The organism is Breoghania sp. (assembly GCF_030066895.1).
In the GTDB taxonomy this organism is placed as follows: Bacteria; Pseudomonadota; Alphaproteobacteria; order Rhizobiales; family Stappiaceae; genus Breoghania.
Genome location: NZ_JASJAV010000001.1, coordinates 385,751 through 399,770 on the forward strand (window position 1 = coordinate 385,751; position 14,020 = coordinate 399,770).

Genomic DNA, 14,020 nt, shown 5'->3' on the forward strand with positions numbered 1-14,020 from the left:
GTCATCTCCACTGTTTGCGGTAGGCGCCGGAAGTCTGGCGTCCGCCTTCGACCAGATCGGCCAGAAGCCGTTCCGCCTCAACCGGGTCCCTGCCCGCTTCCAACGCATCGACAACGGCACGGAAGGTGCGTACCACCTCCGCGACATAGCCCTTGCCGCGCTGGCGTCCCTCGATCTTGAAAGCCGTCACCCCGGCATCAGCCAACCGGCCGAGCAGACCGGCAGCATTCAGGCTGACCGGATCCTCAAACAGGTGACTGGACTTGCCCCGGCCACTAAGCACCCCTTACACAGCGTGGGATACCCAGCGGCCTGGTCGCGGCCGAAGCGATCGATCGTGAAGCCCGCAAGCTTCACGGCGATGCTGTCCTCTTCCTCGAAATATTTAACATACTCATTAGAGGAGTAGACGTCGGACAGGTTCGGAGAGCGACCGGTCGCATAGGACGACAGCGAGCAACGCCCTTCGGTCATCAGGCACAGCCCGCCGAAGACGAAGACCTCGGTCTCAACGTTGATCTCGGCATTGAGCTTGGCGATCTCTTCCACCGAGAGCACGCGCGGCAGCACCACGTGCTTGATGCCGAAGGTCTCGGCGTAAAAGCCGATGGCTTCCGGCGTATTGGCGGCTGCCTGCATCGACAGGTGCAATCTCAGGTTCGGATGATGCGTGACGGCATAATCGAGCACCGCCATATCTGAGATGATCACCGCATCCACCCCGGCCTCTTCCGCCGCAGCCAGCGCCCGGCGCCAGAGATCGAACATCCGGGCCTTGGGGAAGGTATTGATCGTCGTCAGAACCTTGGAGCCATGCTCATCGGCGTAGGCCACGCCTTTGATCATCTCCTTGGGCGAAAAATTCAGGCCCGGAAAGTTGCGCGCGTTGGTCTCGTCGGCAAAGCCGCAATAGACCGAGTGCGCTCCGGCATCGACGGCCGACCGCAAGGCGGACGGCGTACCGGCGGAGCATACGAGTTCTAGTGCCATTCAGAATGCTCCTGCCATTCAGAATGCTTCGGCGGGTTCGGCAGTCCCGTCCTTGGGTTCACCCATGCGTTGCAGGGCCTCCAGAGCGCGAAGAACGGCCATGTCGGCGATCTCGCCGGGACGGCCGCTGACGCCGAGCAGATTGGAAGGACGCAGTTCCACTTCCTCGATGGCGTTGCGCAGAGCCAGCAGAGCATCCGTGCGCCCGCTCACCGAAATCACCCGGTTGAAGAACAGCGCATCACCGTCGAGCGTGCCGTCGAGCAAACCCAGAAGACCAAGCAACGGACCTTCGATATGGACATCGCCGCACGTTTCGGGGCGAACCAGGCTCACTTTCCCCTGCCAGCGATGGGGAACGACGAAAAAGGCAAAATCGGGATCCGTGGGACGAACCACGAAAACGCAACGGGAATGGTCCCCGAGGCGTTCGAACAGTTCCGGCCGACGTTCTGCAAGGTCGTGCAGAGTCCGCGTCAGAATCATTTCCAACGGCCACGAGAGGAGAGCTGCTGCAAGCCAACGGGCGGGATGCGGCAGCTCCGGCATTCTTTGTTCGAGCATGTGACTCTCCTCATCGCCCTTGCGATAAAGCCCGAACGGGGCGGGTGTAAATGCGCCATCGCAAGGAGAATTTAAATCCGATAAGGCAGTCTGCGCTCAAATCGGAACCCCATTGAATGTATCGACGTAATCTCCCCCTTTCCCCTAAATCCGTAGTTTTCTCGATCGCCTCTCCACAAAGGGCGAGGTAACGACGATCGACGCACCGATCGACATGGCGCTCGAAGCCACCGAGTTTCACCGCCGGGTGATCGCCTCCGGTGACCCCGTCCTCCGCTTCAATCAACCGCAGATTTCCGGCCGCCCTTCGACAATTCCCGCGATTGCAAACCTGTTCGGAACGCGCGCCCGCGTCGCCGCGGGCATGGGAACCGATGAGGCAAGGACTTACCGCACTCGGCGAGATGATGGCCTGGATGCGCTCGCCGCCGCCGGCCTCTCTCAGCGAAGCGCGCGCGCTCTGACCCTCCGCCCGTGCCGGGCTCAAATCTCGCCCCCGCGTGGTGCGCGACACGGTGCCGCATACCGACTTATCCCCTGATTTAAGCCTCCTCCCGATCCAGACATGCTGGCCGGGCGATGCCGATCCGCTCATCACATGGGCGATCGTGGTGACCCGTCCGCCAGGGCCCGACGACCCGGCGAAATACAATCTCGGCATCTACCGGATGCAGGTGCTGGACGAACGCCGCGCGGTCATACGTTGGCCCTCCATGCGCGGCGGTGCAGGTCATCACGCGTAGTGGGCCAAGACGGGCAAGGACACGCCTGCAGCGATCGTCATCGGCGCGCGGCGCCGGCCACGATCTTGGCCTCGGTCATGCCCGCACCCGAAAGCATCAGCGAACTGGCTCTTGCCGGAATTCTCGGCGGCCAGCGCGCGCAGATCACGAAATGCAAGATCATTCCGCTGCATGTGCCGGCGGAAGCCAAGATCGTTCTGGAAGGAACCGTCTCTCACACCGAGAGCACACTGGAAGGCCCGTTCGGCGACCATACCGGCTACTACAATGTGCCGGAGACCTATCCTGTCTTTACCGCCAAGCACATGCGGCTGCGCGAGAATGCGTCCTACCTGACGACCTTCACGGGACGTGCGCCGGACGAGCCCTCGGTGATGGGCGACACGATGGCCGACATCTTCCTGCCGCTGCTGAAACAGCAGATCCCGGAGATCAGGGATCTCTGGCTGCCGCCGGAAGCGTGTTCCTACCGCATCGCGGTACTGGCCATCGACAAGCGCTATCCCGGTCAGACGCGACGGGTGATGATGGGACTTTGGTCACTGCTGCCGCAATTCACCATGACGAAGCTTCTCATCGTCGTGGACGAGGACATCGACATCCGTTCGTGGGACGACGTAATGTGGGCGGTGGCGACCCGGATGGATCCTTCCCGTGATCTCATGACCATCGATCGCACCCTGATCGACCATCTCGACTTCGCTTCCGTGCTTGAGGGCCTGGGCGGAAAGCTCGGCATCGACGCAACGAAGAAGATCGGCAGCGAGACGGACCGCGAGTGGGGCGAATTGCTGACGATGGACAAGGATGTCGCCAAGCGCGTGGAAGAGCGTTGGGCGGAATTGTTCACGGAGAAGTAGCTCTCGGAGGAGATATGAGGCGGGCGGCAAGGATGCCGCCGCCCGCCTCAATGCGTGTTTCAGTCGCGCGGCCAGGTCTTCGCGACCATGGTCAGCACGTCGTATTGCGCAACGACCTCGCCGCCGTCGCGGGTCACCGTGCAATCCCAGCGCACTTCGCCGTAATCCTCACTCTCGCGTTCGACGATCTGCTTGCAGGTCAATTGCACCTGCAGCGCATTGCCCGCATAGACCGGCGTCATGAAGCACAGATTGTCGACGCCGTAATTTGCGAGAACCGGCCCCTCGTTCGGCTCCACGAACAGACCGGCGGCAAACGAGACAATCAGATAGCCATGCGCGACGCACCCCTCGAAGAAGGGATTGCGGGCGGCGGCGGCCTCGTCCATGTGGACATAGAACGTGTCGCCGGTGAACTTGGCGAAATGCTCGATATCCTCCAGCGCGACAACGCGGCTGTCGGTGACGATCGTGTCGCCGATTTCCAGCTTGGCCAGCGACTTGCGGAAGGGATGAGGACCGTCCGTGTTGCGCGCAGCCCCCGGCATCCATTTTCCCGCAACCGCCGTGATAAGGTCCCGCATTCCCTGCAAGGCGGTCCGCTGCATGAAATGGAAGACGGAGCGGATACCGCCTAGTTCCTCGCCACCGCCAGCGCGACCCGGGCCGCCATGGACGAGTTGCGGCAAGGGAGAGCCGTGACCGGTCTAGTTTTTGGCCGAAGCCCGGTTGCCGAACATGACCCGACCGTGCAACCGCGCGATGCCAAGGCCGAGCGCACGTGCATTCTCGGCATCATCGGTGAAGATCGAGGCCACGAGAGGCCCCGCGCCGCGATTGGCAATGGTGACGGCATCTTCCAGACGCGAATACGGCATCAACGTGCAGACCGGACCGAAGGCCTCGATCTCATGCGGCGTGGAGGCATTGAGCGGGTCTTTGCACACCAACACGCAAGGCGCCATGAAAGCGCCGCCGGAAACCGGTTCGACTTCCGGGTCCACGCTCACCAGATCGGCTTCCGCGGCAAGGGGACGAACGGCACCGCGGACGTCTTCAAGCTGCGCGAGCGAGGCAAGCGGCCCCATCCGCGTATCATTCTCGGCCGGATCACCGATCCACGTCTTCTCGATGCGCGCGCGAAGCGCCTCGATCACCGCGTCCAGATGTTCGGCCGGAACGATGGCGCGGCGGATGGCGGTGCATTTCTGACCCGCCTTCGCCGTCATCTCGCGATGGACTTCCTTGATGTAGAGATCGAACTCTTCCGTCCCCGGCCCCGCGTCGGGCGCCAGGATGGAAGCATTCAGGCTATCGGCTTCGGCTGTGAAGCGAACGGAATTCTTCACGATCGCAGGCGTCTGGCTGAGCATCTCCGCTGTCTTGGCCAACCCGGTGAAGGTCACCACGTCCTGACAGGTTACGTGATCGAGAAGATCTCCAGTGGACCCGCAGATAAGCTGTAGCACGCCATCGGGCAGGATGCCCATTTCCAGAATGCGATGCACGACCAGTTCGGTCAGATAGGTCGTCTGACTCGCCGGCTTGACGATGGCGGGCATCCCCGCAAGCCAAGTCGGCGCCAACTTCTCCAACATGCCACAGACGGGGAAGTTGAAGGCGTTGATGTGGATCGCGACGCCTTCCAGCGGCGTAAGCACACGCTGACCGATGAAGCTGCCGTCCTTGGACAGGATCTCCAGCTTGCAGTCGGGAATGACGTGGCCGTTCGGCAATTCGCGACGACCGAGCGAGGCATAGGACAGCAACGTGCCGATACCGCCCTCGATATCGACCCAGCTATCGCTGCACGTCGCGCCAGTGGCTGCGGAAAGCTCGTAGAACTCTTCCTTAAGTTCCAGTAGCTTCAGACCGATCGCTTTCATCATCAATGCGCGCTGGCGAATGCGCATGGAACGCAAGGCGGAGGAACCCACCTGGCGGCCGTAGTCGAGTGCGGCCTTCATGTCGAGACCGGCGGTACCGAGCGTCGCGAAGTTCTGCGCCATTTCCACCTCGCCCGACTTCACCCGGGCCATGCAGGTGGAGCAGACGCTGTTGCAGCACGAATGCGGCGCGTCGATATCGTGCTCGCGCGCGGCTTCCAGGACGGACTGCCCCTTGCGCGGCATCTCGAAAGTGTGCGGATTGCCGTCGATGATGACGGTCGCCTTGACCATGTCACCGACCGCCCGGACCGCTTCCGCATCCGCAGCACGTTTGGCACGACCGGGCTGCGCGGCACCGAACAGTTCGAACTTAATCCGCTCCTTCGCCATGCCCGCTTCCTGCAGAGCGCCTCCGACACGCTCTCCATCATGCCCTACGGGCCGCAGATGAAGGCGAGATCGGCGTTTTCCGGCTGCACCCAGGAGCCGAACAGCGCCTTGCACTTGTCCTTGTCGATGCGCCCGGAGAACAGCTCGATCTCCTGCGCCTCGCCAGAAAAGACGTGGATGACGTTGAGACGGTCGAGAAAGCGGTCCTTCAGATCGGCCAGCTCGCGCCGGAACATGACCTGCGCCACCGAGCGGTTGACGTAGACCAGTGTGAACTCGGCCTTCACGTCCCCTTCCAGCACCGACTTGATGATGGACAGGATCGGCGTGATGCCGAGGCCCGCGGCAAAGCCCAGATAGTGATGCGCCTTCGTGCCCGCCGGAATGCCGAAACGACCCTGCGGAGGCATCGCCTCAAGCGTGTCGCCGACGTGAAGTTCGGACTTGGCGAAGGTGGAAAAGGCACCACCGCCCACACGCTTGATGCCGACCTTCAGCACGCCTTCGCCGGGACCGGCGCAGATGGAATAGCTGCGGCGCAGTTCCTTGCCGTCGAAATCCTTGCGAAAGGTCAGGTATTGGCCAGGCGTGAAGGCGAAGCGTTCGGCATCGTCTGCGCGCGGAGTCAGGGTGACAACGACCGCGTCACGAGTGTCGTGGGCGATGTCGGTGACGGTCAGGGAATAAAAGTCGCTCATCTCAGATCGCCTTGAAATAGTCGAAGGGCTCCATGCAGGAGCGGCAGCGGAACTACGCCTTGCAGGGCGTGGAACCTCGCGGTGAGATATTCTCGGTGTCCTCGGAGCCGCAATGCGGGCAGATCAAGGTCTGCGCCTTCAGCATTCCGGCACAGTTGGCAGCGGCCACGGCAGGCGGTGCGATACCGAAGGCGCGCAGCTTTCGCGCCCCTCTTCGCTGATCCAGTCGGTCGTCCAGGCAGGCGAAGGCTGCTGACGCACTTCCACCTTTTCCGCACCGCGCTTCAAAAGCTCGATCTCGATGTCGAGCGCGATGATCGGAGTCGCTGGGCACCCCGAATTAGGTGGGCGTGACCGTCACCACCAGCTTGTCGTCGCCATAGGCAACGTCGCGGATGATGCCGAGATCGGCCAGCGAGATGACCGGGATTTCAGGATCCGGGATCTCGCCGAGCCAGTTCCACACGGTGTCGACGGTGGCGTGCATGGCCTACCAGATCACACCGGGATAAGCCCGCTGGAGATACTGCATCTCCGCCAGGATATATCCCATGTGCTCCGGGATATATCCCATGTGCTCCGAATGAACGCCGTTGTGCCCGCCCGTCAGCGCCAGTCCCGTCTCCGGCATGGAGAGCCGGGCGGCGGCAAAGGTGGCCTCGATCTCGGCCCGGAACGCGTCCGCAACCGGAGCAGGGTCGGTAACAATCCCCTTGGCCTGCAGCTCCGCGTCGATTTCGTCGGTCGCCAAGAGATCCGCCGTGAACGGCCACAGCGCATCGAGCGCACCCTGCATGCGGGCCCGGCTCTCCTCCCTCCCGTCGCCGAGACCGATGACGAGATCGCGCGAACGGTCGATGTGGTAGCGCACTTCCCTGATGACCTTTTCGGCCACCACACTCACCCGCTCGTCCGACGACTGCGCCAGCCCGTCGAGCACCGGCAGATGCCAGGCATCGAACAATACTGTCGCATCAGGGCGTGGGCGAAATCCGTGTTCGGCTGCTCCACCAGCAGGCAGTCGGTGAACTGCCGCTCGGTACGCAGGAAGGCCAGATCGTCGGCAGAACGCCCCTTGCCTTCCGCCTCGCCCGCCAGCTTCAACCAAAGCTGGGTCTGGCCGATCAGGTCGAGCCCCATATTGGCGAACGCGATGTCCTCTTCCAGCGCGGGCGCGTGGCCGCACCACTCGCCGGTGCGCTAGGCGAGAATGAGCGCGTTGTCGCCCATCCTCAGACATAAGGTGACGAACGGATCCATTACATCGCCCCCACTTCCTTGGGGATTGTCGAAGAAGGTTGGATGACGGTAGACCTTGCTCTCCGACGGCTCGAAGAGCGGACCGGCGTCGCCCGGCGAGGACGCCGTGATCTGAGCGGACGGTACCACCCAGATGCTCACGCCCTCGTTGCGGCGCGTGTAGACGTCACGCGCATTGCGGACCGCCATTTCGGCGTCAGGCGCATGCAGACTGCCCACGTGGCGGTGAGACAGGCCGTGCTGACCGCGGATGAAAACTTCCCAGAGGGGCCATTCGTGCGACATTGTTCTCCTCCCTATTCCCCGATCTATTCAGCCGCGACCTGGGCGGTACGCTTCTTTTCGGCATGGGCCATGAGACCTTCGCGGAACTATTCGCCGTCGTCCCAGGCTTTGCGGCGGGCCTCCAGCCTCTCACGGTTGCACGGACCGTTGCCCTTGATGACTTCGAAAAACTCGTTCCAGTCCGGTTCGCCGAAGTCGTAACCGCCCTTCTCCTCGTTCCACTTCAGTTCGGGATCGGGAATGGTCAGCCCCAGCCACTCGGCCTACGGCACGGTCTGGTCGACGAACTTCTGGCGAAGCTCGTCATTGGTATTCTGCTTGATGCCCCACGCCATCGACTGCACGGAATGGACGGAATCCTTACCGGAGGGACCGAACATCATCAGCGACGGCCACCACCAGCGGTTCATGGCGTCCTGCGCCATTTCCTTCCCTCGTCCGTGCCCTCACACAGCGCGCGCAGGATATCGAAGCCCTGGCGCTGGTGGAAGGATTCCTCCTTGCAGATGCGGATCATGGCGCGCGAATACGGACCGAAGGAGTAACGCTGCAGCGGCACCTGGTTCATGATCACGGCGCCGTCGACCAGCCAGCCGATCGCTCCGATATCCGCCCAGGTTAGCGTCGGATAGTTGAAGATAGAGGAGTACTTGGCCTTGCCGACCAGAAGCTGCTCCGCCATCTCGTCGCGCGAAACGCCGAGCGTTTCAGCCGCGCAATAGAGCATAAAGCCCATGCCCGGCCTCGTCCTGCACCTTGGCGAGCAGAATGGCCTTGCGCTCCAGCGTCGGCGCACGGGTGATCCAGTTGCCCTCGGGCAACTGACCAACAACCTCCGAATGGGCGTACTGGCCAATCTGGCGGACCAGGGTCTTGCGATAGCCCTCAGGCATCTAATTCTTGGGCTCGATCTTTATGCCCCGGTCGATCCGCTTCTGGAACACTTGTTCTTCCGGCGTCTGTCCGGCCTTTTCGGTTTCCACTGGACGTCTGTCTTTCGGGTGCCCCATCCGTCGAGACAGCGCCGAAAGGCCTAGCTGTACGACAGATCCGCGATCCGGCGAGCGACGCGCGTCGGATCGGCCGTCAGCAGACCGCCCCGATCCACGAACGTATCCGCAATCGCCTGATCTGCAGCAGGCGACAGCTCCAGATAGAGCCGGGCGAACAAGGCCCGGTCCTCCGGCCCCTTCCAGCTTTCCGGCAGCAAGGGCACCGGCAACACCGGATCCGCCAGCGCGATCTGGCGGAAGGTGTGAACGAGCAGCAACCGCAGGCCCAGGGCCACCTTCGGCGGGCACCGCACACCTTCAAGCGGCGCAAATCCATTCACGAAGTGATCGATGCTCTCCGCCAATTCTTTCAGCGGCCAGGCTCCACGCGCGACCTCGGTCAGATCGTCGTCGGTCGTCGCCCGAAAATGCGGCACTCCCAGTGATGGCAGCGGCTCGCCACGGTCCGGCAGGATCGCCAGATGCGGCTCGGCCATGCCGAAACGCAGTGCAGAAAGCTTCGAGATCAAAGCCTCCCGCTCCGCCCCATGCGGCAGCAGAACGAGATGCCAGCCCTTCAGCCGCGCCACGTTCGGCCGCCTCGCCTATAGATCAGCCGCGCGGCTCGCGCGAACTCGTCATTGGCGCGGCTCGTCAGCCGGTAGTAGCTCTTGCGCCCTTCCTTCTCGCCCTCGATCTGTCCGGCGCTCACCAGCCTGGAGACGGTGGTGCGCACCCGACTCTCGCCGATGCCCACGACCTTGCAGGCCTCGATGAGGTTGCCCCATCCAGATCTCGCCGCCGCGTGGGGCAACCACATCGCCGTAAAGCGTGACGGTGAAAGCTCCCGTGCGAACGGGAAAACTCTCGAGAATCTGATCGATGAGAGATGTGGACATAAAGAGTCTCCGGAAGTGACGAAGTGCCTTTTTTAGCCAGCGCACCTCCCTCGCTCAATCAGAAGCCGTACGAGTGTCTATCGCTCGGGCCGCTCGTCGCGCACCCGCTTGGCCTTGCCGATCGACCGCATCACACCGCCCGACTCCACCACTTCCACGCGGGAAGAGACGCCGATCACGCTCTTGATGTGGTGAATCAGCTCGCGCGAGGTGCTGTCGGCGACCTCTGCGATACTCACATCTTCCTTGCATTCGCAGCGCACGGTTATCGTATCCATGCGCCCCTGACGCGACAGGACGATCTCGTAATGCGGCGCAAGATGCGCGCATTTGAGGATCTGTTCCTCGATCTGAGTCGGGAAGACATTGCCCCCGCGCAGGATGATCATGTCGTCGGAACGGCCCGTCACCTTTTCCATGCGACGCATGGAACGCGCGGTGCCCGGCAGAAGACGGGTCAGATCGCGCGTGCGGTAACGGATGATCGGGAAGGCTTCCTTGGTGAGCGATGTGAAGACAAGTTCGCCCTTCTCACCATCGGCCACCGGCTCTCCGGTCTCCGGGTTGATGACTTCCGGATAGAAGTGATCCTCCCAGATGTGCAGGCCGTCCTTGGTTTCCACGCATTCCTGCGCAACGCCCGGCCCCATCACCTCAGACAGGCCGTAGATATCGACCGCATCCATGTCGAAGGCCTGCTCTGTTTCCTCGCGCATGGCGTTGGTCCACGGCTCCGCACCGAAGATACCGGCCTTCAGCGACGAGGCGCGCGGATCGAGACCTGCGGCGCGATAGGCGTCGAGAATGGACAGCATGTAGGACGGCGTGACCATGATGATGGAGGGCTTGAGATCCTCGATCAGGGTCACCTAGCGCTCGGTCATGCAGCCGGAAACGGGAATGACCGTGCACCCGGCCTTTTCCGCACCGTAGTGAGCACCGAGCCCGCCGGTGAAGAGGCCACAGCCGTAGGCATTGTGCAGGATATCGCCCGGCGCGCCGCCAGTAGCCCGGACGGAGCGGGCAACGACCTCGGACCACGTCTCGATGTCGTTCTGAGTATAGGCGACGACCGTCGGCTTGCCGGTCGTGCCGGACGAGGCATGCAGGCGGGCGATCTGGTTCTGCGGCACGGCGAACATCCCGAAGGGATAGTTGTAGCCCAGATCCTGTTTCACCGTGAAGGAGAACTTGGCGATATCGCTGAGCGTCTTCAGATCGTCCGGGTGAACGCCTGCCGCATCGAACTTGGCGCGGTAGAAGGGCGAGCCTTCATAGGCACGCTTGACGGTTTCCTTCATGCGCTTCAGCTGAAGCGCGAAAATCTCGTCGCGCGAGACGGTTTCGATGGGGTCGAGGGGCACACGCCTCTCGGTAACGGTGTCCAGCATTGTGGGACCTCCCTTTTTCGGCGCTCTCCCGGCGCCGGGGTTATTTGCGGGGTTCTTTATGTGACTCAGACGTCATGTGCCTCAGACATCGCCCTGCTTGGGGGCGAGATGCGTTCCAGGCACCGTCCGCGAATGACCGCGGAAGGTGATAAAGCGTCCCGTCCTCACCGGCGACGGAAATGTCGTAAAGACCGGAGCGGCCAGCCCGATGAACTTCTCTGGCGGTCGCCATCAGCAAAACCCCCTCGCCCGGTGGGGCGTGGTAGGTAATGGAACAGTGCTGAGCGACCGTGAACTGATTGTGCGTGTTGCAAGCAAAGGCGAACGCGCTGTCGGCCAGCGTGAACATGAAACCGCCGTGGCACGTGCCGAGCCCGTTCAGCATGTCCTTGCGCACCCGCATGGTCAGCGTTGCAGAGCCCGGACCGACGGCGACGATCTCCATGCCAAGCCCCTGGCTGGCGTGATCGTTCGCCCACATCGCTTCCGCGCAACGCTCGGCGATGCTCTGGGCATCCTCCTTGAGCGCGGCCTGATCCGTTGTCGTCATGAGGGCTCCTCCCCGTGAAGACCGGAGCACGCTTTTCCATGAAGGCGCGCACGCCCTCCGCATAATAGGCACTGCGACCGGCGCGGCGCTGATAATCGCGCTCCAGATCGAGGCTCTCATCGAAACTCAGATGACCGGCCGCATGGACCGCCTGCTTGGTCAGGCCGTAGCCGAATGTCAGCCCCTTGGCGAACCCTGCCGCAAGCGCCTTCGCCTCATCCATCAGCCTGTCGTCGGGCACTGCGCACCAGATCAACCCCCACTCCTCCGCCTTTGCCGCAGACAAAGGCTCGCCCGTCAACGTCAAGGCCATGGCACGGGCCTCGCCAAGGCGATGGGTCATTGTCCAGGTCCCGTCGGAATCGGGCACCAGACCGAGCTTGGCGAAGGACTGGATGAAGCGCGCGCTTTCAGCCGCCAAAACGATGTCGCACAGAAGCGCCAGATTGGCCCCGGCCGCAACGCCGTTCACCGCACACACGACGGGCTTCGGCAGATCGCGGATCAACCGCGCCATCGGGTTTCAAAGCGTCTCGATCGTCTCGCCCAGATCCGGCGCACCGCCTTCACTGTCATGATGACGCGCACCCAGATCCTGACCGGCACAGAAGCCGCGCCCTGCCCCCGTCAGCAACACGACACGAACGGCCGCATCTTCCGCTGCGCGCGTCAGGGCGGCGCGCAGAAACGCATGCATTTCCGACTTGAAGGAATTGAGCTTGTCCGGCCGGTTCAGCGTCAATGTCATGACGCCGTCGACGACCTCTTCCAACAACACGGGCGTCAGCTCGGGCTGAGTCATTCCGGATCCTCCCCATTTGACGTCGAAGTCAAGGCAGAACCGCGCCTTCGAGCTCCTCTTGGAAAAAAATGTTTCATAAGCCAACCACGCGGTCAATAAATGACACAAAATTTTTCGAGGTTGGGAACTCAATATGTGACGATTTGGGAGGAAATGATGACATTTGCCAAATTCGGCGCGTGCGCGACCGCACTCGCCCTGCTTACCGCTACGCCTGCGCTCGCGCAGATCAAGATCGGTGTGTCTCTCGCCGTGACCGGCCCGGCTTCGTTCCTGGGCGATCCGGAAGCCAAGACGCTCGAAATGCTCGTCAAGCAACTGAACGCCTCTGGCGGTATCAACGGTGAAGAAGTGGAGCTGGTGCTCTATGACGACGGCGCCGACCTAAACAAGACCCGCACCTTCGCAACCCGCCTCATCGAGGAAGATGAAGTCGTCGCCGTGATCGGCGGATCTTCGACCGGTGCGACCATGGCCATGGCGCCGCTCTTCACCCAGGCCGAGATCCCGTTCGTCTCGCTGGCCGGCGCGGTCGTCATCATCGATCCCGTGAAGGAATACGTCTTCAAGACGCCGCACACCGATCGGATGGCCTGCCTGAAGATCTTCGAGGACATCACCAAGCGCGGCATGAGCAAGGTCGGGATGATTTCCGGCACGGGCGGTTTCGGCAAGTCGATACGTCAGCAGTGCCTGGACGTTGCCGCTGATGCGGGCGTTGAGATCGTCGCCGACGAGACCTACGGCCCGGGCGATGCGGACGTGACCCCGCAGCTCACCAACACCGACGGCATCGAAGTGATCGTCAATCCCGGCTTCGGCCAGGGCCCGGCGGTCGTGACCCGGAACTACGTCCAGCTCGGCATCAAGCTGCCCTTCTACCAGAGCCACGGCGTTGCTTCCGACAGCTTCATCCATCTTGCCGGAGATGCGGCAGAGGGCGTGCGCCTGCCCGCCACCGCGATGCGGATCCCCGGCCAGCTTGCCGACGACGATGCGCAGAAGACGCCGGTCGTTACCTACATCAAGGACTACAAGGCCACCTACGGCGAGGCCCCGTCGACCTTCGGCGGCTATGCATACGATGCCTTCCAGATGGTCGTCGCCGCCATCAAGACCAAAGGCTCCACCGATCCCCAGAACATTCGCGACGGGATCGAGGAGACCAAGAATTATGCCGGCGTTACCGACGTCTACACCATGTCACCCACCGATCATCTCGGCCTCGACCTGACTGCTTTCCGCATGCTGGAAATCCAGGAAGGCGGCTGGGTTCCGGTAGAGTAACGGGGCGACCTTGTCCGAGCTTCTTCAGTTCGTTCTTTCGGGCGTGACGGTTGGCGCAATCTATGCCGCCGTCGCGCTCGGCGTACCGGTGATCATCGCCGCCCCTGTGGCAATCCTCGTCGGCACCGCGGCCGGAATTCTGCTGTACCGGTTGGCGATCAAGCCCGCAGGCAAGGCACCGTTGGTCTCGCTGGTGATCATCACCATCGGATCGAGCATCTTCCTGCGCGGAGTGATGCAGTTCATCTTCGACAAGCAGATCCACCGCTACGAAGGCTTTTCGGGCGGCGACCGCCCTGCGCTTTCTGGGAGCAACGATCCTGCCACAGAGCCTGTGGATCATCCGCGGCAGCTTCGTGGTCTTTGCGGCACTTGCCTGGTTCATCGGCCACACCCATGCGGGCCGTGACATCCGCGCGA

The 14,020-nt window shown here is 62.5% G+C and carries 10 protein-coding genes and 9 pseudogenes; 5 read left to right on the forward strand and 14 right to left on the reverse strand.

Annotated features, from left to right (window positions below):
- Position 1 precedes the first annotated feature (1 nt).
- Genes QNJ43_RS26570 through QNJ43_RS02190 form a run of 3 tightly spaced genes read right to left on the reverse strand, consistent with a single transcriptional unit; the run spans position 2 to position 1,554 of the window.
- Complete coding sequence (locus QNJ43_RS26570; RefSeq protein ID WP_346432808.1) at positions 2-283, reverse strand: U32 family peptidase; 282 nt, start codon at positions 281-283, stop codon at positions 2-4.
- Positions 229-990, reverse strand: coding sequence for a peptidase U32 family protein (locus QNJ43_RS02185; protein WP_346432809.1), 762 nt, complete (start codon positions 988-990; stop codon positions 229-231). The genes QNJ43_RS26570 and QNJ43_RS02185 overlap by 55 nt, the downstream gene beginning before the upstream one ends.
- An 18-nt stretch (positions 991-1,008) precedes the next feature.
- Entirely contained in the window at positions 1,009-1,554 is a 546-nt protein-coding gene (locus QNJ43_RS02190) for an SCP2 sterol-binding domain-containing protein (RefSeq protein ID WP_300467024.1), read from the reverse strand.
- A gap of 214 nt (positions 1,555-1,768) precedes the next feature.
- Between QNJ43_RS02190 and QNJ43_RS26575 the strand changes: the two are divergent.
- The 3 genes and pseudogenes from QNJ43_RS26575 to QNJ43_RS26585 all read left to right on the forward strand — a co-directional run.
- Positions 1,769-1,891 (forward strand): annotated as a pseudogene (locus QNJ43_RS26575) (hypothetical protein); the annotation flags it as partial.
- A gap of 178 nt (positions 1,892-2,069) precedes the next feature.
- Positions 2,070-2,297 (forward strand): UbiD family decarboxylase domain-containing protein, encoded by a 228-nt coding sequence (locus tag QNJ43_RS26580; RefSeq protein ID WP_346432810.1) that lies wholly within the window; start codon positions 2,070-2,072, stop codon positions 2,295-2,297.
- Complete coding sequence (locus QNJ43_RS26585) at positions 2,297-3,157, forward strand: UbiD family decarboxylase (protein WP_346432811.1); 861 nt, start codon at positions 2,297-2,299, stop codon at positions 3,155-3,157. Before QNJ43_RS26580 ends, QNJ43_RS26585 begins: the two co-directional genes overlap by 1 nt.
- A gap of 59 nt (positions 3,158-3,216) precedes the next feature.
- On the opposite strand, the pseudogene paaZ reads toward QNJ43_RS26585, so the two are convergent.
- From paaZ to paaG, 11 genes and pseudogenes are all read right to left on the reverse strand, one after another.
- Positions 3,217-5,436, reverse strand: a pseudogene (gene paaZ, locus QNJ43_RS02200) (phenylacetic acid degradation bifunctional protein PaaZ).
- Positions 5,437-5,480: 44 nt separating this feature from the next.
- Positions 5,481-6,134: an FAD-binding oxidoreductase gene (locus QNJ43_RS02205; RefSeq protein WP_300467027.1), complete on the reverse strand. Its 654-nt coding sequence runs from the start codon at positions 6,132-6,134 to the stop codon at positions 5,481-5,483.
- A gap of 52 nt (positions 6,135-6,186) precedes the next feature.
- Positions 6,187-6,621: pseudogene (gene paaD / locus QNJ43_RS02210) on the reverse strand (1,2-phenylacetyl-CoA epoxidase subunit PaaD).
- Positions 6,622-6,624: 3 nt separating this feature from the next.
- Positions 6,625-7,394 (reverse strand): annotated as a pseudogene (gene paaC / locus QNJ43_RS02215) (1,2-phenylacetyl-CoA epoxidase subunit PaaC).
- Between the two features lie 18 nt (positions 7,395-7,412).
- Positions 7,413-7,679 (reverse strand): annotated as a pseudogene (paaB, locus tag QNJ43_RS02220) (1,2-phenylacetyl-CoA epoxidase subunit PaaB); the annotation flags it as partial.
- 23 nt (positions 7,680-7,702) lie between these two features.
- A pseudogene (paaA, locus tag QNJ43_RS02225) lies at positions 7,703-8,689 on the reverse strand (1,2-phenylacetyl-CoA epoxidase subunit PaaA).
- 23 nt (positions 8,690-8,712) lie between these two features.
- The gene (locus QNJ43_RS02230; protein ID WP_300467029.1) at positions 8,713-9,261 is read right to left on the reverse strand and encodes a PaaX family transcriptional regulator C-terminal domain-containing protein; all 549 of its coding nucleotides are present in this window, start codon (positions 9,259-9,261) and stop codon (positions 8,713-8,715) included.
- Positions 9,249-9,491 (reverse strand): hypothetical protein, encoded by a 243-nt coding sequence (locus QNJ43_RS02235; protein WP_300467031.1) that lies wholly within the window; start codon positions 9,489-9,491, stop codon positions 9,249-9,251. Before QNJ43_RS02235 ends, QNJ43_RS02230 begins: the two co-directional genes overlap by 13 nt.
- 156 nt (positions 9,492-9,647) lie before the next feature.
- Positions 9,648-10,958: pseudogene (paaK, locus tag QNJ43_RS02240) on the reverse strand (phenylacetate--CoA ligase PaaK).
- Between the two features lie 84 nt (positions 10,959-11,042).
- Positions 11,043-11,511, reverse strand: a pseudogene (gene paaI / locus QNJ43_RS02245) (hydroxyphenylacetyl-CoA thioesterase PaaI).
- Positions 11,512-11,518: 7 nt separating this feature from the next.
- Positions 11,519-12,313: pseudogene (gene paaG, locus QNJ43_RS02250) on the reverse strand (2-(1,2-epoxy-1,2-dihydrophenyl)acetyl-CoA isomerase PaaG); the annotation flags it as partial.
- Positions 12,314-12,469: 156 nt separating this feature from the next.
- Between paaG and QNJ43_RS02255 the strand changes: the two are divergent.
- Positions 12,470-13,600 carry an ABC transporter substrate-binding protein gene (locus QNJ43_RS02255; protein ID WP_300467284.1) on the forward strand — a complete coding sequence of 377 codons (1,131 nt, stop codon included), beginning with the start codon at positions 12,470-12,472 and terminating at the stop codon, positions 13,598-13,600.
- A gap of 10 nt (positions 13,601-13,610) precedes the next feature.
- Positions 13,611-14,009: a hypothetical protein gene (locus QNJ43_RS26590; protein WP_346432812.1), complete on the forward strand. Its 399-nt coding sequence runs from the start codon at positions 13,611-13,613 to the stop codon at positions 14,007-14,009.
- Positions 14,010-14,020 lie beyond the last annotated feature (11 nt).

Excerpts from the sequence above, each read along its gene's own strand:
- QNJ43_RS02255 (WP_300467284.1), top strand. The coding sequence starts at position 12,470 with ATGACATTTGCCAAATTCGGCGCGTGCGCGACCGCACTCGCCCTGCTT.
- QNJ43_RS02185 (WP_346432809.1), bottom strand. The coding sequence starts at position 990 with ATGGCACTAGAACTCGTATGCTCCGCCGGTACGCCGTCCGCCTTGCGG.
- QNJ43_RS02190 (WP_300467024.1), bottom strand. The coding sequence starts at position 1,554 with ATGCTCGAACAAAGAATGCCGGAGCTGCCGCATCCCGCCCGTTGGCTT.
- QNJ43_RS02205 (WP_300467027.1), bottom strand. The coding sequence starts at position 6,134 with ATGAGCGACTTTTATTCCCTGACCGTCACCGACATCGCCCACGACACT.
- QNJ43_RS02235 (WP_300467031.1), bottom strand. The coding sequence starts at position 9,491 with ATGTGGTTGCCCCACGCGGCGGCGAGATCTGGATGGGGCAACCTCATC.